At 48.0% G+C, this 22464-nt stretch carries 5 protein-coding genes; 4 read left to right on the top strand and 1 reads right to left on the bottom strand.

Going from position 1 to position 22464, the window contains the following annotated elements:
- Window positions 1–8 precede the first annotated feature (8 nt).
- The 4 genes from astB (at window position 9) to Xhom_RS13675 (ending at window position 4726) form a co-directional block, all read left to right on the top strand.
- A complete protein-coding gene (astB, locus tag Xhom_RS13690) occupies window positions 9–1352 on the top strand; it encodes an N-succinylarginine dihydrolase (protein ID WP_069315188.1) in 1344 nt (447 codons plus the stop codon).
- Between the two features lie 12 nt (window positions 1353–1364).
- Window positions 1365–2351, top strand: coding sequence for a succinylglutamate desuccinylase (gene astE / locus Xhom_RS13685; protein ID WP_069315189.1), 987 nt, complete (start codon window positions 1365–1367; stop codon window positions 2349–2351).
- Window positions 2352–2399: 48 nt separating this feature from the next.
- The gene (locus tag Xhom_RS13680) at window positions 2400–3824 is read left to right on the top strand and encodes an amino acid permease (RefSeq protein ID WP_069315190.1); all 1425 of its coding nucleotides are present in this window, start codon (window positions 2400–2402) and stop codon (window positions 3822–3824) included.
- Between the two features lie 194 nt (window positions 3825–4018).
- Entirely contained in the window at window positions 4019–4726 is a 708-nt protein-coding gene (locus Xhom_RS13675) for a hypothetical protein (protein ID WP_069315191.1), read from the top strand.
- A 247-nt stretch (window positions 4727–4973) separates the two neighbouring features.
- Here Xhom_RS13675 and Xhom_RS13670 read toward each other — a convergent pair whose 3' ends face one another.
- Entirely contained in the window at window positions 4974–22304 is a 17331-nt protein-coding gene (locus Xhom_RS13670) for a non-ribosomal peptide synthetase (protein ID WP_099139770.1), read from the bottom strand.
- Between the last annotated feature and the right edge of the window lie 160 nt (window positions 22305–22464).

Raw genomic sequence — 22464 nt, 5'->3', positions numbered from 1 at the left:
AGGTGACTATGTCGGGAATTGAAGCAAATTTTGATGGTTTAGTGGGAATGACTCATCATTATGCTGGGCTGTCAATGGGTAATGAGGCTTCCATGAATCATCGGGGGCAAGAATCTAATCCCCGCAAAGCCGCTCTTCAGGGATTGATGAAAATGAAGGCTCTGTCTGATATGGGGCTGGTGCAGGGGGTTTTACCCCCACAGCAACGCCCCAATCTTCCTGCATTGCGACAGCTTGGGTTTACCGGTAGTGATGAGCAGGTATTAAGCAAAGCAGCGCAATATTCCCCACTGCTGCTGTCCAATCTCAGTTCGGCTTCTTCTATGTGGACAGCCAATGCTGCAACAGTTTCACCATCAGCGGACAGTGCTGATCAACGTGTCCATTTCACCGTGGCAAACTTAAATAACAAGCTGCACCGTTCACTGGAAAGTGTCACGACTTCACGAGCGTTGAAAGCAACTTTTGCTGATCAGAGCTGCTTTGTTCATCATGATCCTTTACCGCAACATGCGGATTGGGGGGATGAAGGTGCAGCGAATCATAACCGCTTTTGTGGTGAGTATGGTGAAGCGGGTGTCCAGCTTTTTGTCTATGGCCGCAAAGCATTGCAAGAAAGTGAAGCACCCAAACGCTATCCTGCACGACAGACACTGGAGGCCAGTCAGGCAGTCGCTCGCCTGCATCAGTTAGAAGAAACACGGACGGTATTTGCTCAACAGAATCCCGTTGCCATTGATAGCGGCGTGTTTCACAACGATGTGATTGCCGTCAGCAACCGTAATGTTCTTTTCTATCATCAACTGGCTTTTTTAAACTCGCAGTCGGTACTGACTGAGCTTGGCGAAAAACTGGCGCAACTCGGTCAAGCATTGATTGCGCTTGAAGTGCCGACAGAGCAGGTTTCCATTCAGGATGTGGTCGGCTCCTATCTGTTTAACAGCCAATTATTGAGCAAACCTGATGGCAGCATGATGCTGATTTTACCGGAAGAGTGTCGCCAGAATCATAACGTTTCAGCCTACTTGCAAGAGTTGCTGGCAAAGGAAAACTCACCCATTAACAAACTCCACTTTTTTGACCTGCGGGAAAGTATGCGTAATGGCGGAGGGCCTGCCTGTCTTCGGCTTCGGGTTGTTTTGAACGAACAAGAGTTGGCGGCGGTGAATCAGGCTACCTTAATGACGCCTGCATTGTATCAGCGTCTGACAACTTGGGTAGAGCGTCATTATCGTGATTCTCTGTACGTGGCTGATCTCGCTGACCTGCAGTTGCTCAGCGAAATCTATTTTGCTCTTGATGAACTGACGCAGATCCTCAAGCTCGGTTCTATCTATGAGTTTCAGCGTTAATCAGGAGATAAAATGGATTTACTGACATTACTGCTTGAAAACAAACTGGAAGAGACTTTGCGTTTTCCGCCAACAATTAAACCATCGTGGTTGGCAGAGGGAGTATTGCAGCTATTTCCTCAAGGAAGCCCTCAAGAGGAAAAAATCGATACGTTGATTATTTCAGCCGGAATACATGGCAATGAAACAGCGCCGGTGGAAATGTTAATCCAATTGTTGTCACAACTGGCGCAGGGAAGCCTACCGTTACAGCATAACCTGTTGCTGATTTTCGGTAACTTACCCGCTATGCGTGAGGGCCAGCGGTATATCGGGCATGATCTCAATCGTATGTTTGGCGGTCGCCATCAGCATTTTCCCGTAGGGAATGAATCAAACCGCGCCAGAGAGCTGGAAGCCGTTATCCATCAATTCTTCAGTGAACCAGCGGTCATGGCATCCGAGAAACACAGGCACCTTGATCTTCATACTGCGATCCGCGGCTCCTGCCATGAGCAGTTTGCTCTGTTGCCATACCAGACACGTGAGTATGCTGCGGACTTTTTACAATGGCTGGAAGATAGCGATATTGACGCTGTGGTATTCCACAATACGGTGGGAGGCACATTCAGTAACTTTACCAGTGAACATTTCAACGTAGACAGTTGTACGATGGAAATTGGTAAAGCCCTGCCGTTTGGCCGGAACGATCTGGCTAGGTTCAGCAATATTACGGCAGCTCTGCGGGATTTGATCGCCGGTTCGTTTTCAATCAAACGAAATAAACCAGCCATCAAACGCTATCGTGTGGTTGATGCCATTATCAAACAACATAATAGTTTTCAGCTTCATATACCCGAAGATACGAAAAACTTTACTGTGTTATCGGACGGTTTCGAGATTGCCAGTCAGGATAATCAATCTTGGAAAATCACGTCTCCTGCAAACTTTATTCTATTCCCTAATGCCCATGTTGCCATTGGGTTGCGGGCGGGTTTATTGCTGACGCAATTAACATAACTAATTCATATAACCAATTCATATAAAAACAAAATCGTGGAGGTATTGATGACGAGGTCATTAAAAACACCCGTGGAGCAATCCACTGGTGCGCAGAAACTTCACCGTGGATTAGGTAAACGTCATATTCAGTTGATCGCAATTGGTGGTGCCATTGGTACCGGGCTGTTTATGGGGACGGGGAAAACAATAGCAGTATCAGGCACATCCATTATTCTGACTTATCTGTTGATTGGTTTTTTCGCCTTCATGGTGATGCGGGCAATGGGGGAACTGTTGCTCAGTAAACTGGATTACCGAACATTTGCTGATTTTGTGGCGGATTATCTCGGGGATAAGGCCAGCTATTTTTTGGGCTGGACTTATTGGATGAGTTGGGTTGTGAGTTGCATTGCGGATGTAGTGGTCTGCGGCGGTTATATTCAGTATTGGTTTCCAGATAGCTCACTTTGGCTGACGGCACTGTTTATCTTAGGATTAATGTGTTTATGTAATTTTTTTTCAGTACGGCTATTTGGTGAAACGGAATTCTGGTTTGCCATGATTAAAGTGGTCGCCATCGTTGCCTTGATTATCGTCGGTATTGGCATGGTTTTTGTGGGATGGACCTCACCCAATGGCGTGACAGCTTCTGTGCGTCATTTGACGGAGCCCGAAGTATTCCTGCCTAACGGGGTATTTGGTTTTTTTGCCGGTTTTCAGATAGCTATCTTCTCTTTTACGGGGATTGAGCTGGTTGGTACGGTGACGGCTGAAACCAAAGAGCCGGAAAAAATCTTGCCGAAAGCCATCAATAGTATTCCCATCAGGATCATTATTTTTTATGTATTTTCCATGATGTGTATTATTGCTGTTACTTCATGGCCGCATATTTCACCGGAAGTCAGCCCATTTGTGACATTGTTTGCACTGGCCGGATTACCGGCAGCAGCAGCGGTGATAAATTTCGTGGCACTGACTTCGGCGATGTCGTCAGCGAACAGTGGGTTATATGCCTGTACCAGAATGCTTTATGGCCTGTCTACGGAAAAATTGGCCCACAGTAAATTCGGGAAACTTTCGATACAAAGTGCGGTACCCACATTTAGCTTGATATTCTCTGTTATCTGTATGGCAAGTGGCGTATTTCTGCTGTTTATCATTCCCAATGTTATGAAATTATTTACGATTGTTTCTACCGTGGCGGCGATCATGGTGATTTATAGTTGGTGTATGATACTGCTTGCTTATCTGGCTTACCGAAAGAAACGCCCTGACTTGCATAAAACATCAATTTATAAAATGCCGATGGGCATTCCCATGACATGGTGTACCTTAATGTTTTTTGCCTTTACAGTAGTGATCATGGTATTTGATTATGATACCCGCATTGCATTATATGGTACACCAATATGGTTTATCATATTAGAGGTGTTATGGCGTATGCGGAAATACCGAGAACAACGGGGAACTCAGGAGGAAATGATAAATTAACTTCAGTTACTCCTCTGAATAAATTGTTGGATATTGTTGTTTTCATATATTGCTACTTTCACATATTGTTATTTTGGGAGGTGCCATGATACCCATAGCAAGATCCAGAACAACGTATTTTAATAATGTATTAAGAGGTATTTTATATTGGTTACCGCCCCTATCTTTCAAATTGATAATCAGAGGAGAATGATATGAAATCAAGATCAAAATCTTTTAATATCAATAAGCCATATACTCCTGATACGTTAACCCGATGGGAATCTAGCCCCCATATATCGTTTAATATTATGGATAGACTATCTCTAAATATAAGGGAAGTTTCTCCATCAAAAGCATTAATTATTATTAATGGAATGAAAACGAAAATAAAAAAAGATGGCTGGGAATATATACCCGGTAAAAATGAAACCTTGGATGAAGAGCAGGTAAAATGGAATAACCGCTGCTATTGTGTTGTGGATATGTTTGGAATGGGGCTGAATATATTACAAGATATCAAATACAATACTGATAAAAAATATCACTGTTTTATCGCTTATTTTAGAAGTGCTCCTGTTGGTGTTTTGATATTGTCTTATACATTATCATCTTCTGAATCTTCTGAATCTTCTGAATCTTCTGAATCTTCTGAATCTTCTGAATCTTCTGAATCTCCTGAAATCGTTGTGTTAGCAACACATTGCGGTCTCAAAGATGGTGGTATTCTATTGATAGAACATGTGGTAAATAAATCAAAAGAGCTAAACAGAGGAGGCCGGTTGATAATAATGCCGCTCGGTGATGTGCAACAGGTTTTTTCTAACATCGGCTTTGTTGATATGAGTTCGGGAGATATGGAGCTAAATCCGGCGGAAAGTCACAGATGGAAATTAGCGAATAATAAATATCGTCTTACATAAAAATGTACACTAAGGGCCTACTGAGATAGGCTCTAAATCAATTGTAAGTTGTCTGTGTTGGCCGCATGTGGCAAGGTGCTTATTGGTATCACTCACGATGATAACTGCTTCACTTGGCTGATTATTGTCTAAAATTGGAAAATGGCAGACTGGTTGTTTATGGTACATTGGTGATATTGGTAACTTAATACAGATTGTTAACATGAGGCATTCCCTTGAACGGCCATGCCTCATGGCGTGTTATTTTTTACTTTTTCGTATAACTCAATTTTTGCCATAGCACATCGACAAAGGGTTTGACGTTAGGTATGGACAACATGGTCATATGGTTTCCTTCCACCAGCATCGTGCTTAGCTGAACCACATGTGTTTGCCATCGGGTGGAATTAATTTCAGTTTCTTCCTTATTCCCCTCTTTTGCATTGATCAAATGGACAAGACCTTGATAACGGTCACGAGGCGTATAGCACGTATTCAGATTGGCTTGCATGACTTGGACGATCCCCTGCAACATGGATATCGGTGAATTGGCTGTGAAAAGTCCGGTGCGTATCAGGGCTTGGTGCAGATACCGGAGTTGTTCACTGTGTTTCTGACCTTCAAAATCTTGCCTCGTGAGTGGCAGTGGTTGGTCAAGTAACATGTTGTAGATTTTAATTAACTCGAGCAGTGTTCCGGTATAATTGAACGATTTAGGCGCACAATCTTGCGGATCGGGCGCTGTGGTATCAATGAGGATCAGATCTGCGACCTGTTCTCCTTGTGCCTGTAGTTGTAGGGCTATCTCGAAAGCAATCTTGCCTCCGAAAGAGTGTCCCAATACGTGATAAGGGCCTTTGGGCTGTATTTGGCGTATCGCTCTAATATAATCACGGGCGGCTCCTTCAACGCTGGTATGCGGTGGGCGCAGGGGATCTATCAGTCCGCGAGCCTGCAAAGCATAAATGCTCAGATGTGACGGGAACGACAGGGCAAACTCAAGCAGGCTGGAAGCGCTAGCACCAGCGCCTGGAATGCAGAACAGGGGAGGTAAGTTTCCCGCTGGGCTTAATGGCACAGGATTACCATCGAAAACGGAGACGGATTGGCCTGTCCGTTCATGAAAGATACGTCCATGAAAAGTACGTCCATGGAAAGTGCGTTTATTCACGGCTAAAGCCAGTTCGCTCAGAATTGGGTGAGAAAACAACATCGCCAACGAAACTTCCATATTTTGTTTCTGCATACAAGTCAGCAACCGTATTGCTATCAATGAATGTCCCCCCAGCTCGAAGAAATTATCATGGCGGCCAATACGATCCAATCCCAGTAATGCTTGCCAAATTTTGACCAGTTCGGTTTCGATTTCACCCTCTGGGGCGGCATAACGGCGTGTCATTATTGCAGATTGATCCGGCGCCGGCAGTGCCTGATAGTCGAGTTTACCATTGGGTGTCAGTGGGAAAACATCGAGTATCATAAAAGCGCTGGGGATCATATAGTCAGCAAGATGTAGCGCGAGCTGTTGACGCAATTCGGTTGGTTTCAGTACAGCGTTTGGTTTAGAGAGCAGATAGGCTACCAGACGTTTTTCACCGGACAGGTCTTCGCGAGCGAGTACCACGGCTTCGCTCACCCCGTGGCATTGGGTGAGATGGGTTTCTATTTCACCCGGTTCGATACAGAGACCATGTAGTTTGATCTGAACGTCATTGTGCCCCAAATACTCAATATTTCCATCGGAATGCCAGCGTCCCAGATCACCCGTTTTATACATGCGAGCGTCTGGTTCGGTGCTGAAAGGATCAGCAAGGAAACGTTCGGCTGTCAGTTCCGGACGATTCAGATAACCACGAGCAACGCCGACACCAGCAATATAAATTTCTCCTATGACGCTCAGAGGAACAGGCTGTTTATGTGCGTCGAGAATATAGGCTTGAATATTTGGCAGTGGCCGGCCAATCATTGAAACATCCGGTACATCGGCCGCGGAGCGGTATTCATACCAAATTGCATTACCGCTGATTTCGGGCGCACCGTAGAAATTCAACAAACGAATTTCTGGATATTTTATCATCACTTGCCGGGCTAACTCTGGTGCCAGTTTTTCCCCACTGCAAACTAAAGTTTTGATTGATTCCAGGCCATCACCCTGCATGAGGAGTTTCAATAGCGAAGGTACAACCATTAGGTAGTTAACATTGGTGCGGTACAACCCCGAACTGAAATAAGTCATATCTTTGACGTGATGCTCATCGAGAACCACCAATTTGCCACCGGCTGATAAAACGCCCAGTGCTCCGGTTATTGAATCGATGAAACTGATGTGGGTTTGCAACGCCGCTACCAACGGTGGTGTTACAATATCGTGGACAAACCATAATAAGTGATTGCATAGGGCTTGATGGATGCTCATTACGCCTTTGGGTTGTCCGGTGGAGTTGGCCGTGTAGCTCACATAAGCCAAATGATGGGAAGTCAGCGTTTGTACTTCCGGGTTGTGGTTCGGTTGTTCAGCCAGCGTTACGTCGAGATTATCGAGTATTATTGTCGGCACAGATGTAAACATAGATGTAGGCACTGAGCCAGCTAATATATCAACTTGGGCAGATTGAATAAGGAGTATCACGGGGGTTACATCATTAAGCATATAAGCTAACCGTTCGGCTGGATAGGTCGGGTCCAGAGGCACATAAGCGCCTCCTGACTTAAGGATAGCGAGTAAACCTACCACCATTTCCACATTGTGTTCGACACAAATTGCCACGTGATCATCCGGACGAACCCCCTGTGCGATCAAATAATGCGCCAGACCATTGGCACGGCGATTCAGTTCTCCATAACTCAGTGCTTGTTCTCCACAAACCACAGCGGTAGCTTCGGGATGGTGTGTCGCCTGAGCCTCGAAAAGTTGATGAACCAAAGCCTGTTGCGGGAAGACGACTTCCGTGTTTTGAGAGGCGTGAGTGGTATTGAATTCCACCAATATCTGCTGACGCTCGCAGGCAGGAATAATGGATAGGTTCAGAATTGGTTGTTGGGATTTGGTTTCTAATGCGTTAACCAGACCTGTGAGAGCCGTGGTCATATAAGCGTTCAGACGATCCGGTTCGATGCTTTCCACTGTTTGGGCAATCAAGCGGAATCCTTCACCCAAATCATCCACGGATAAATCGATGGGATAGTGGGAACGTTCATGTCCTGCCAACCAGCGTATGCCTTCCCATGTGAAAATTATTTCCTCCGATTGGATATGGCGATAGTTTAACAATGCATTGAACAGTGGCAGAGAAGGAGGCACACTGCTACAACGCTGTGCCAGTGCCAACGGTGCTTGTTCGTGTTCAAGCAAGGTAATGAGATGACGGAAGGTGGTTTGAATCACGTTTTGAGCATCAAGCCCTGCCAATGAAATCCGGATGGGCAGGGTATTGATAAACAAACCCAATCCCCTGTCAATACCAGCGTTTTCTCGCATTCGTCCCAATAAGATGGTGCCGAATACCACATCCTCCTGCCCGCTGAGTTTTGCCAACACCAGTGCCCACGCGACATGGAACAACACACTGGGGCTGACGCCCTGATGGCGGGTCTGTGTGCGGATTGTACTGGCCAAAGTTGCATCCAGTGACTTTCTGTCTTCTGTAATCTGCCTGTCCCCACGATAGATATCCAACATTCCAAAGGGAGCAGTGGGAACATTTATACCGGTGAGCATTTCACGAAAGTAGGCTTCGTGGGCTGATGCCGGAACATGCAGGGTCTGGGCAATAAAGTTACGGTAAGGCAGTGCCGGAGGCAGGTGCTCGGTACGCTGGTTCTTAACATATTTTTTTTCAAAAAAATGACTCTTAACTCGTTGATACAGGAGTTCGTTGATTTCAACGACGATAAGATCCTGCGTCAGATGGTCACAGATCAGATGGTGAGAACGCAGAGCCAGCAACCATTCGCTTTGCTTGGCATCATGGGCAATATCTGCGGTTAAGAGTGGTGCCTGAGTCATATCAATACAGTGCTGATTCGGATCGATGTGAGCTAGCAATTGAGCCGGAGCATCCTCTTCACTGGATGGCACAAACGTGTTGATACGCAGGGAAGCTTGACGCCAGACAACCTGCACAGGCTGACTCAGTCCCAACCAGCAGACCGACGTGCGCAAAATATCATGGCGGTTAATGATCTGTTGTAAGGCAGTCAAAAAGGTATCAAGACGCTCGCGGGTATCGAAAGCGAGTAAACTGTACAATAGATACGTATCGCCCTGTGTCTGCAAGCTGTGATGGAACAGGATACCTTCCTGTAACGGAGCAAGTGGGTAAATATCCTGAATGTTAGCGGCACCGTTGGGAATGGTGGCGGTAATGGCATCAATTTCGCGTTGGCTTAGGGTGATCAGCGTTAACATGTCTGGCGTGATAGCGGTGCAACCGTCTGGAATGCGATTAGGTGGCACAATAAACGTGGCCGTGCTGTCTTGTTCTGCCAGGATGGCTTGCGCCATACCGGCCAGTACCGGAGTGTCAAACACGGTACGAATGCTCAGCGCCAATCTTTGGTTGCGCAGTCGTTCGATCAGGCTGATTATCATCAGCGAATGTCCACCCAGCTCAAAGAAATGATCATGGCGACCAACGTGCTCCAGCCCTAACAATGTCTGCCAAATCTGGGCCAATGTCGTTTCGATTTCACCGATCGGGGATTCATATCCATGAGTGACGATTGCCGTCTGATTCGGTGCTGGCAGTGCCTGACGGTCGATTTTGCCATTGGGTGTCAGCGGGAATTTCTCAAGCATGATAAAAGCGCTGGGTAGCATATACTCGGCAAGATGTAACGCAAGTTGCTGACGCAGTTCAGCGGGAACCAGCTCAATACCAGATTGAGGTTGCACATAAGCGACCAAACGTTTCTGGTTAGGCTCGTCTTCACGGACGAGAACCAGTGCTTCGCACACTCCGTGACACTGAGTGAGGCGCATCTCGATTTCTCCCGGCTCAATACGAAAACCGCGTAGTTTGACCTGAAAATCATTGCGGCCGAGGTATTCGATATTACCATCGGGCCGCCAACGGCCGAGGTCGCCGGTTTTGTACATGCGAGTGTTTGGATCGGAGGCAAATGGATCAGTGAGGAAGCACTCGGCAGTAAGTTCAGGATGGTTCAGATAACCACGGGCAACCCCCGCCCCAGCGATATGAATTTCACCTGCAACACCGAAGGGAACCGGTTGGCTTTGTGCATCCAGAATATAAATCCGGGTATTGGCGATCGGACTGCCGATGGGAATTTTCCCACCTTCGCCAGCCGTTAATGGAACTTCATACGCTGTAGCGAAGGTAGTTGCTTCCGTTGGGCCATAGACCTGCAACAAGTGTGTGGGTGGAAAATTGCTTCTCAATTGGATCACCGGGCGGATATCAGCCTGCTCTCCACCGAAAAGCACATAACGTAAGCCTGATAATGATGAAGCAATCAAACTTGCATATTGATTGAACAGGGCGGTGGTGAGGAATAATGCACTCACTCCTTCCGATGATAAACACTGACCAAAAGTAGTGGGCTCCAGTAAGGTTTTTTCTGGGATCAACAGAATGCGGGCACCATGAATTAAGCCAGCCCACACCTCCCAAGTCGTGGCATCAAATGAAATATTGGCACAGTGGGCAATACAGTCCTCGGGACTAATATCGGCAAAGCCATTATTGGTGATGAGACAAACGACATTGCGATGTTCGACCATGACACCTTTGGGCTGTCCCGTAGAGCCAGAGGTGTAAATCACGTAAGCCAGATGGCGTGATGTTAGCCCTAATGCCTGCCTATCTGGATTGTGAGTGGGTTGCGCCTTTATGGCTGATAAATGAGAAACGGCTGGCTCTTGAGTGTCGGGGAATACTGCCTCAATCAGCACGGTAGGCACGGAGCTGGCTAGCCGATCAACAAGATTTTTTTGAACAAGCAAGGCAATGGGTGCCGCATCATTTAGCATATACGCCAGACGTTTTGTGGGATAAGTCGGGTCGAGAGGCACATAAGCCCCGCCTGCCTTAAGGATCGCAAGCAAACCTACCACCATCGCCGGACTGCGTTCGGCACAAAGTGCTACGCGATCATCAGGCTGTACACCCAATGCAATCAAGTAGTGAGCTAGCTGATTGGCGCGATAATTCAATTCGTGATAACTCAGCGATTGGTTTTTAAAGATCACTGCAATAGCATCTGGGTTGCGCTGTACCTGCGCTTCGAATAATTGGTGAATCAAGGCGTCTTGGGGGAAATCGGCCTGTGTGGTGTTGAAATCGACCAGCATCTGTTGGTATTCAGTAGCAGGCAGAATAGATATGTTCATGATCGGCGTTTTGGGGGCGGTTTCTAACGCGTTAACCAGACTTGTGAGAGCGGTGGTCATATAGGCGTTCAGACGGGCCGGATCAATGCCTGTCACGGCTTGAGTCACCAAATGGAATTCTTCACTCAAATCATTCACGGACAAACTGATGGGATAGTTGGTTCTTTCCTGCACTGTCAGCAGTCGTATGCCTTCCCACTGAATACGCGTGTGCTCCGGTTGATCATGGCGATAGTTGAGCAATGTACTGAAAAGCGCGAGGTTTGTCGCTATCCCGCTACATTGCTGTGCCAGTGATAACGGAGCCTGCTCATGTCCCAGCAGTTGCGTCAAGTTGTGGTGAGTTGTTTGAACAATTGTCTGTACGCTGTTTTCTGCCAACGAAAACCGCATGGGCAGGGTATTGATAAACAAACCCAGTACCCGCTCGTTGCTGGCACAGCCTTGCATTCTCCCCTGTAGAACAGTTCCGAATACCACATCATTCTGCCCGCAGAGTTTCGCCAGTACTTGCGCCCACGCGACATGGAACAGCACGCTGGGGCTAACCCCCTGAGTACGCGCCTGTATCCGTATTGCTGTGGCCAGTGCGGGAGCCAGTGGTTGTGAGGCTTCCGTTATTTGTTTTCCCTCGCTGCGAACATCCAGCACATCAAAGGGAGCCGTCGGTTTATCCATACCGACGAGTATTTCACGAAAGTAGGCTTCATGGGTTGAAGCTGGCACACTCAGCGTTTGGGCGACAAAGTTACGATAAGGCTGTGCGGTGGATAAGTGAGTATTGTGGTTATGCAGTAGTTCGCTGATTTCTGCGATGAGAAGCTCCAGCGTCATATGATCACTAACCAGATGGTGGAAGCACAGAACCAGTAACCATTCGTCGAGCTGTGGATCATAAGCAATATCGACGGAGAAAAGCGGAGCCTGATTTAAATCGAGACGACGTTGGTTCGGATCAGTATGAGCCAGTAATTGTGATAGGACATCCTTTTCACTATTTGGCATAAAAATATCGCTTGGCGTAAAGGTGTTGATGGGTAAAGACGCTTGGCGCCAGACGACCTGAGCTGGCTGATTTAATCCTTGCCAACAGATAGCTGTGCGCAAAATGTCGTGACGATCAATGACCTGTTGCAAAGCGGACAGGAAATTATCGAGGTATGCGCGGTTATCGAAGGCGAGCACGTTACGCAATAGATACGTATCCCCTTGCGCCTGTAACAGTGAGTGAAACAGGATGCCTTCCTGTAAGGGGACGAGTGGATAGATATCCTGAATATTGGCTGCACCATTGGGGAGAGTGGCTGCAATGGTATCAATCTCGCTTTGCGACAGAGAGATCAAGGTCAGCATTTCCGGTGTGATAGCATTACAGCCATCGGGAATACGGTTGGGGGGCACGATAAACGTAGTCGCGTTGTTTTGTTTTGTCAGAATGGCTTGCGCCATCTCGGCCAGTACAGGTTTGGCAAATACGGTTCGGATATCAAGAGTCCAACCCAATCTGCGTATTTTTTCGATCAAACTTACTATCATTAACGAATGCCCGCCAAGTTCGAAAAATTGGTCATGGCGTCCAATGTGTTCCAATCCCAGTAATGCTTGCCAAATTTCGGCTAGGGTAGTTTCGAGTTCACCAACCGGCGGCTCATAGTCACGTATTACGACTGACGCCTGATCAGGCAGTGGTAAGGCTTGGCGGTCGAGTTTGCCATTTGGAGTTAACGGAAAGGCATCAAGCGTCACAAAGGCGCTGGGTAACATATATTCAGGTAGATATGGCACCAGTTGTTGGCGTAATTCGGTTGGTACTAACACTACACCCGGATCGGTTAGCAGATACGCCACCAGCCGTTTTTCATCCGGCGTATTTTTGTGGTCAATGTTTTCACGTGCTATCACTGTATCTTCACTTGTTATCACAATGCCTTCACATGCCAGCACGATGGCTTCGCGCACTCCGCGACATTGATTGAGGCGGGCTTCGATTTCGCCGAGTTCAATACGGAAGCCCCGTAGCTTGACCTGAAAATCATTGCGCCCCAAATATTCGATATTACCGTCGGGGAGCCAACGGGCCAGATCGCCGGTTTTGTACATGCGGACGTTCGGGTCTGAGGCAAACGGATCGGGTAGGAATCGTTCTGCCGTGAGTTCAGGGCGATTCAGATAGCCACGGGCAACACCGACACCGCCGATATGGATTTCTCCTTTAACACCAAGCGGAGCAGGCTGACCACCGGCGTCGAGAATATAAATTTGAGTATTGGCGATGGGTTGACCAATCGGAACGCTATCAACAAAACGGCTCGGGTGATTGGTATCAAATATCGTACAACCAACCACGGTTTCGGTGGGGCCGTACTCGTTGATGATACGTGATTCAGGCGATAACTCGCGCCAGAGTGCCACAGTAGAATGGGGCAATGTATCGCCAGCCACGACAAAGCAATGTGCCGGGCATGGTTGTCCCGTTGCTTTTAATGCCAGCCCCATTGCGGAGAGATGGCTAGGTGTTATTTTCACCAGTGCCCCCGAATCCATTGATAACAAAGCGGGAAGTAGTTCAGCGAGTTCTTGCCCATCATGGAGCAGGCGAAGCTTGCCACCACACAGTAAAGGCAGATAAAGACTGGTGATGGTGGCATCAAAGGCTAACGGTGATGAAACGATACCATCTTGTTGCTGTTCAGTAAGGCCATAATCCAGTGCCCATTGCAGGTAGTTACACACGCCGCGATGTTCCACCATCACTCCTTTGGGCTGTCCCGTAGAGCCAGAGGTGTAAATCACATAAGCCAGATGATGTGAAGTCAGACCCAGTGCCTGAATATCAGGATCGTGTATGGGCGCAGAAGCCGGCATGAGTGGTTCTAAATCATCAAGCATGATTGCGGGGATATGGCAGTCCGCTATATCAATCAAGCCCGTTTGAGTGAGTAAAAGTACGGGTTTGGCATCATTGAGCATATAGGCCAGCCGTTCGGCAGGGTAGGCCGGATCGAGCGGAATGTAGGCCGCGCCGGCTTTCAGAATACCCAATAAACCCACCATCATATCCAAACTGCGTTCGGTGCAAAGTGCAATCCGATCATCAGGACGTACACCTTGTGCAATCAGGTGATGGGCCAGACGATTAGCTCGTTGGTTCAATTCACGATAACTCAGTGACTGTTCCCCGAAAATAACGGCAATGGACTCTGGTGTACGTTGTACCTGCGCTTCGAACAGTTGATGGATCAAGACTTCTTGCGGGAAATCGGCCCCGTTGTTTTGAGTGGTTTGGGGAGCGTTGAAATCGACCAGTAAATGTTGGCGTTCAGTAGCAGGTAGCATAGACAGATGATGAATGGTTTGCATTTCATCAGTTGCCATGGCCGTTAGCAGATGAGTGAAATAACCCACCATGCGTTCAATTGTTGCGTGATCGAACAGATCGACGGAATATTCCAGATGGCCGTGTAGATCCTCTGCGGTTTCAGTGAGTGACAGCTTCAAGTCAAAATGTGTTCTGAGTTGTGTTTGTTCAATCAGAGATACGGATAAACCCGATAATTCAACGGGCTGGAGGGGAGTGTTATCCAGAGCCAACATGACCTGAAAAATTGGGCTGTAGCTCAGACTGCGGATTGGTTGCAGAGCATCCACAACCTGTTCAAAAGGCAAATCTTGATGGTCATAGGCGGCCAGTGTTCGTTCGCGGATGTGGGCAAGCAATTCCGTCACAGTGTTGCAAGACGCTAGTTCGATACGTAATGGCAGGGTATTGACAAAAAATCCGATCAAGTCCTCTAACTCTCTATGGTGGCGATTGGCCACAGGAGTTCCGATAACGATATCGTTTTGCCCACTCATACGGGCAAGTACGACAGCCCAAGCTGCCAAGAGGGTCATAAATAATGTTGTACCCTGACGCTTCCCAAGTGCTTTGATGGCGGTCATGGTATTAATATCCAAATGAACGGGCACCTGACTGCCGATATAACGTTGCTCTGGTGGACGGGGATAGTCGGTGGGCAGTTTCAGCAACCCCGGTATGCCCTGAAGCTGCATTCGCCAGTAATCACGTTGTGCCGTGAGGATCTCATCCCGCAGCCATTCACGTTGCCAGACAGCATAGTCAGCATATTGAATAGGCAGAGGTGGTAAGGGATCTTCCAGTCCCTCAAGTGTCATACGGTAGAACGCCCCCAGTTCGCGGAACAAAATTCTCGACGACCAGCCGTCGGAGATAATGTGATGCTGGGTAAAAAGTAAAATATGTTCTTCATCTGCCAGTTGCAACAATTGTCCTCGGATCAGAGGGTTGTGAGCGAAATCAAAAGGAGTCGATCTGTCGTGTTCCATCAGTCCGGTAAGGCGATATTGTTGTTCAGTGGCAGTTAATGAACGCAGATCTTGATAGTTCAGGGCAAAGCCGCAATCAGCAGGCGCAATCTGTTGGCAGGGGTGTTCATCAATCAGGATAAAGTGGGTACGCAGAATTTCATGTCGGGCGACGAGTCGGTCAAGTGCGGTGGTGAATGCATTAAGGTCAAGATGTCCGTTCAGGCGAAGGACCACTACAGTGTGGTAGGCCAGACTGGATGCGGGATCGAGCTGGGCGAGGAACCACAGGCGTTGCTGGGCTAACGCGAGCGGTATCGGTTGGCTGCGTTCGGCGACAGGAATGAGAGTGGAATCTATCTTTGACGCGTCAGTGATTACAACAGCCAAATCAGCCAAAATAGGATGTGTAAACAGTTGCTGTAAGGGCATTTCCCGAGCCAGCTTCTGACGAACACGAGCAGAAAGCTGAATTGCGAGTAGGGAATGACCTCCTAACTCAAAGAAATGATCATAACGCCCGACCTTTTCCACTCCCAATAACGTTTGCCAGATTTCGGCCAGTGTCATCTCCATGTTATTGATGGGATCAGCGTAGCCGCTGGTCACGAACGCAGTCTGATCCGGTGCTGACAGTGCCTGTCGGTCGAGTTTACCGTTAGGCGTCAGCGGGAAGCTATCGAGGGTCACAAAAGCGCTGGGGATCATATATTCGGCAAGGTGTCGCACCAGTTGTTGCCGTAGTTTTGCGGGCTTGAGTTCCGTATTGGGTTCGGCGAGTAAATAGGCAACCAGATGCTGCTGATTTGCCTTATTTTCACGGACAATGACTACCGCTTCGCGTACACCGTAGCATTGCATCAATTTGGTTTCAATTTCCCCTAACTCAATCCGGAAACCGCGTAGTTTGACCTGAAAATCATTGCGACCAAGGTATTCAATATTACCGTCAGCCAGCCAGCAGCCCAAATCGCCGGTTCTGTACATGCGGGCTGCTGGCATATTGGAGAACGGATCGGGTAAAAAACGCTCTGCCGTCAAATCGGGACGATTTAAGTAACCGCGGGTAACACCGTCGCCGGCGATATAAATTTCGCCCGTGACACCGAGGGGAACCGGCTGTTCTTGTGTATCCAAAATATAAATTTGCCTGTTGGCAATCGGGCGGCCAATAGGTATTTTTCCATATTTTCCGGCAGATAACGGTACTTCATAGGCAGAGGCAAATGTGGTTGTTTCTGTTGGCCCATACATATGCAACAGATGTGTGGGCGGATAATTCTTCCTCAATTGGATCACAGGGCGGATATCGGCTTGTTCACCACCAAAGAGAAGATAACGTAACCCTGATAATGAGGATGCGATACTGTTTACGTATTGATTGAACAATGCGGTGGTGAGAAATAACGCACTGACGCCCTCTGAGGACAAACACTGACCAAAAGAAGCCGGCTCCAATAACGTCTTCTCTGGGATCAACAATATGCGTGCCCCATGAACTAAACCTGCCCATATTTCCCAAGTCGCTGCATCAAATGAAGCACTGGCACAATGTGCAATACAGTCATCGGGGCCAATATCGGCAAAGCCATTATTGATGATAAGGCGAAATATATTTCGATGTTCAACCATCACGCCTTTCGGTTGTCCTGTCGAGCCGGAGGTGTAAATTACACAGGCAAGGTGGTGAGACATTAATCCCAGCGATTGGCTATCGGGATTGTGGCTCGGTTGCTCTGTTACCGGTGAACCGGGGGAATCGAGTATTAGCACAGGTATAGCAAGCATAGATATGACGTTGTTGCCCAGAATGTTGACTAACCCCGTGTGAGTGATCAGAGCAACGGGAGTCGCATCGTTGAGCATATACATCAGTCGTTGGGGAGGATAAGCCGGATCGAGCGGTACATAAGCTCCGCCGGCTTTGAGAATACCCAGCAGTCCGACTACCATTTCCAGACTGCGTTCGACACAAATCGCCACGTGATCATCAGGGTGTACCCCCAGTGATATCAAATGATGAGCGAGTCGATTGGCGCGTTGGTTCAGTTCCCTATAACTCAGAGAATGGGCTTCGAAGACGACGGCAATGGCATCAGGGTTACGTTGTACTTGTGCTTCGAACTGTTTATGAACGAGTGATTGATGAATCAACATATGTTGCGGGAAGTCGGCCTGTGTGGCATTGAATTCGACCAACAACTGCTGGCGCTCGGCGGTGGGCAGAATAGAAATGTTCAAGATTGGCATTTGGGAGAGGGTTTTCAGCGCCATGACCAGACCTTCCAGAGCGGTGATCATATAAGCATTCAGGCGAACCGGATCAATGCCCTTTGCGGCTTGGGTAGTCAAATGGAAACTTTCGCCTAAATCATCCACGGATAAGCTGATCGGATAATTTGTCCTCTCCTGCGTTGTGAGCAGACGTATGCCTTTCCATAGGGAGCGAACGCCCGCTCGATTATGACGATATTCTTGGCTATGACGATAGTTGAGCAGGGTACAGAAGAGTGGCAGGGGCGGTGCAATACCGCTACAACGTTGTGCCAGCGTCAGAGATGCCTGCTCGTGCTCCAGTAGCTGCGTCAAGCTGTAATGGGCTGCTTGCACGATTGTTTGCGCACTGTTTCCTGACAGCGAGATCCGCACGGGCAGGGTGTTGATAAACAGGCCGAGTACCCGATTGATACCAGCCCCCCCCTGCATGCGGCCGAGCAGAACTGTCCCGAAAACAATATCATTCTGACCGCTGGTGTGTGCCAGTACCTGCGCCCATGCGACGTGAAATAACACACTGGGACTGACTCCCTGATGACGTGCCTCTGTGTGGATTGCCTTGGCCAGTGTGGGAGGTAGCCGCTGGGTGGCCTCCATCACCTGTTTAGCTTCGTTAAGAAGCTCCCGTATTCCAAAAGGCGAGGTTGGTACTTCTACGTCGGCGAGCAATTCGTGGAAGTAGGCTTCATGGACTGATTCCGGCACACTCAGGGTTTGAGCGACAAAGTGACGGTAAGGCAGAGCTGGGGGTAAGGGTTTGGCACGATGGTTTTCGACATGATGGTTCTTAACATAATTGTGCATCTGTTCGCTGATTTCTGCGATGAAAAGCTCAAGTGTCAGATGATCACTGATCAGATGGTGGAAGCTCAGGGCCAGCAACCATTCGTTTTGTTGCGGATCACGGGCGATATCAACGGAAAAGAGCGGTGCCTGATTCACATCGAGGCATCGTTGGTTCGGATCGATGTGAGCCAGCAATTGAGTCGGAACATCCAGTTCACCTGACGGCACAAAGGTGTTGATGTGCAAAGACGCTCGGCGCCAGACAACCTGAACAGGCTGGCTTAGTCCTTGCCAGTAGACGGCCGTGCGCAGAATATCGTGGTGATCAATCAACTGCTGTAAGGTAGACAGGAAAGTATCAAGGTGTGCACGGGTGTCGAAGGCAAACATACTGTGCAATAGATACATGTCTCCCTGTGTTTGCAATAGATGATGGAACAGAATGCCTTCCTGTAATGGCACGAGCGGATAGATATCCTGAATATTAGCGGCACCATCAGGCGTAGCGGCGGCAATGGTATCAATTTCACTTTGCGATAGGGATATCAGGGGCAACATATCAGGTGTGATGGTGGTACAGCCGTCGGGAATGAGATTGGGTGGTGCAGTGAAATTGGTCGAGTTGTCCTGCTCCGTTAATATTGTTTTCACCATGTCAGTTAGTATTGGTGTGGCGAATAAGGTGCGGATATCAAGAGACCAGCCCAATCTGCGCAGTTGTTCGGCCAAGTTGACCATCATCAGAGAATGTCCGCCGAGTTCGAAAAAGTGGTCATAGCGGCCAATACGTTCTATTCCCAGTAATGCTTGCCAAAGCTGGGCTAAGGTGGTTTCTATTTCCCCCTCAGGAGCTTCATAGCTGTGTGTTACAACCGATGTATGATCCGGTAAAGGCAGGGCTTGACGATCAAGTTTGCCATTGGGCGTCAATGGGAAGGTGTCCAGAATCACGAAGGCGCTGGGCAGCATGTACTCGGGCAGATACGGCGTGAGCTGCTTGCGCAGTGTCGTTGGTTCAGGTTTTGCATTGGATTCGGTGAGCAAATAAGCCACCAGCCGTTTTTTTTCCGTTTCTTCCGTGTGAACCAGTACCACTGCATCGCGCACACCGAAGCACTGCGTGAGTTGAGCTTCAATTTCGCCCAATTCAATGCGAAACCCCCGTAACTTGACCTGAAAATCGTTACGGCCAACGTACTCAAGGTGGCCGTCAGGCAACCAGCGGGCCAGATCGCCGGTTTTATACATGCGAGTGTCCGGATCTGACGAAAAGGGATCGGGCAGAAAACGTTCCGCTGTCAGTTCTGGGCGATTAAGGTAGCCACGAGCAATTCCCGCACCAGCGATATGAAGTTCACCAATGACACCAATCGGAACAGGCTGACTGTGAACGTCGAGGAGGTAGGTACGCAGATCGGGCAACGGTTGACCAATCGGGCTGCGACATCCTGACATAATGTCAGATCCCGCAAGTTCACAATACGTGGCATGAACAGTGCTTTCAGTAATGCCGTACATATTGACCAGACGGGTTTGTTGGATGGGATTACGGACAATCCACGGGGCGAGTGTATGCAACTCCAAGGTTTCACCCCCGAAGATGATACAACGCAGAGTGTGTGAGTTAGCATCCTGAGCGGGGATCAATTGGCGAAAAGCACTGGGTGTTTGATTCAGTATCGTTACCTGCTCACGGCACAGCAGGGAATAGAACATCTGCGGTGAACGAGCGCAATCGAACGAAACCACAACCAGCCGACCACCGTAAATCAGAGCACCCCACAATTCCCATACCGAAAAATCGAAAGCGAAAGAGTGGAACAATGTCCAGACATCCTTATTGTTGAACTGAAACCGATCTTGTGTGGCGGCCAGCAAATGAGTGACATTGGTGTGTTCGACCATTACCCCTTTCGGTTGACCGGTCGAGCCGGAAGTATAAATGACATAGGCCAGATGATGTGGTGTCAGATCGCCTGCGTGGATCTTAGGATGACTGCCCGGCTCTTCGTGATAAAGCCCGATATTATCCAGCAGCAGAGTCGGCACAGGGCAATTCAGTTTTTCGATGAGAGTATGTTGCGTAAGCAGAGCAATGGGGGCTGCATCGTTAAGCATATAGGCCAGTCGTTCGGTCGGATAAGCCGGATCGAGCGGAACATAGGCCCCACCGGCTTTCAGAATACCCAATAAACCGACCACCATCTCCAGACTTCGTTCAACGCAAATGGCTATCCGATCGTCAGGATTTACTCCCAGTGCAATCAGATGATGGGCCAGCCGATTGGCGCGGCGATTGAGTTCATCATAGCTGAGTGACTGCTCTTCAAAGACCACGGCTATGGCATCAGGAGTGCGTTGTACCTGCGCTTCGAACAGTTGATGGATCAGTGCATGTTGCGGGAAGTCGGCTCCCGTGTTTTGAGAGGACGGAGTGGCGTTGAAATTGGTTAATACTTGTTGGCGCTCGGATTCTGGCAAGATGGGTAAATCGACTATCGGTGTATCCAGATTAGTGAGGGCAGCCTCGATCAAAACAGCAAGACGGGACTGGATAGCGATGACTTCTTCGGTACTCAGATAGTCGGTAGAATAAATGAACTCAATCGTGGTGGGTTGGTATTCGTCTTCTTCAGGGGCAGTATATATGTGTTGTTTGATCGCGACCAAAAGGGGATATAGCTTCCCACGATGTGTTTCTACCTTACTGATATTAAGGCCTTCTATATGCAGATTGGATTTAAACGGTTCAAATGACAAGGTGACATCAAAGAGTTGGGTACGCCCTGTTTTCTGCTGGATCCGCGTATGTCGGTTTATCTCTGTAAGGGGCAAGCGTTGGTGTTTATAGCAACGGTTCAATTCTGTTTCAGCTTTGTGTATAACATCAAGAAATGTGTCACCTGGTGAAAGGGTCACACCGACCGGAATAACGGACGTGAACATCCCCATTGTGCGTTTTTGTCGGGCATTTTTGCGATTGTGCATGGGAACACCAATGACAATTTCATTTGTATCTGACACACGCGTGAAATAACTTACCAGAGCGGTATACATAAAATTCAGAACAGATAATCCCTGTTCGGCCATGGTCTTTTCGATACGTTTAAAAAGCGCTTTGTCTATTAACCAACAAATTGGCTTGGTTGATTCAGAAGGGGAGCTTTGGTTGGGGGTTTTTGGTTGTATTAATGGAGGGGGCAGATTTTGATAGCGTGTGAACCAGAACTGTAAATCGTATGAGTAACGTTTAGAAGCCAGATAATTCAGGTCGTCCGCAACGAAATCAAGGTAAGAAGGGGCTGGCTCGTAGAATGTTTCACCTTTTAGCAGACAATTATAAGCGTCAATAGAATCTGTAATGAGAAGGTTCGTACTGATACCATCACTGATCAAATGATGGCAACAAAACAACCAATATCTGCGTGTATCGCTTACCCGTAGCAATTCAGAACACCACAAGTTGCTGTCCAAGTGGAACTGATGCATAAACATAGCATCGATATATTGTCTGGCTTGGGTTTCTGCATCTGGATATGGTGAGAAATCGTGTATGACCATAGATGCGTTAGGTCTCTTAGCTACCTCCTGCTGCGGTAATCCCAAGGTGTTGATGAAGTATAAACGCATTGCATCATGGCGACAAACAACAGCGTCAAAGGCACGGGTGAATAAGGCTTCATCCAATGCTCCTTCAATGCAGAGAAAAAAACCAATATTGTAGTTAGAAGAATCGGGCCGGATGATTTGATCAAACCAGATGACCTGTTGAGGAGAGCTGAGAGGATATGAGACTAGAGAGTTGCTGCTATCAAGTGATAAGACAATTTCTGTAGTGCGATCATGGTCGTATGACATACTCATTTCCCTTTTATGATAATTCAGACCATCTGACACTTTGATGCTGAAAAAAGAGGGTGATCGATTTTCATTAATGTCAATAATGTGCAAGAAATGATGAATGGTCTTTATTGAGGGTGGAGTTTTATACTGAAAATTTATGATTGAAAGACAATAA

The sequence above is a fragment of the Xenorhabdus hominickii genome (assembly GCF_002632725.1).
Taxonomy (GTDB): Bacteria; Pseudomonadota; Gammaproteobacteria; order Enterobacterales; family Enterobacteriaceae; genus Xenorhabdus; species Xenorhabdus hominickii.
Note: the sequence above shows the minus strand (reverse complement) of the source record. Positions and strands in the feature narration are given on the sequence as shown.

Bases quoted from the DNA above. Each gene is read 5' to 3' on its own strand.
- astB (WP_069315188.1), top strand. From the start codon at position 9: ATGTCGGGAATTGAAGCAAATTTTGATGGTTTAGTGGGAATGACTCAT.
- astE (WP_069315189.1), top strand. From the start codon at position 1,365: ATGGATTTACTGACATTACTGCTTGAAAACAAACTGGAAGAGACTTTG.
- Xhom_RS13680 (WP_069315190.1), top strand. From the start codon at position 2,400: ATGACGAGGTCATTAAAAACACCCGTGGAGCAATCCACTGGTGCGCAG.
- Xhom_RS13675 (WP_069315191.1), top strand. From the start codon at position 4,019: ATGAAATCAAGATCAAAATCTTTTAATATCAATAAGCCATATACTCCT.
- Xhom_RS13670 (WP_099139770.1), bottom strand. From the start codon at position 22,304: ATGTCATACGACCATGATCGCACTACAGAAATTGTCTTATCACTTGAT.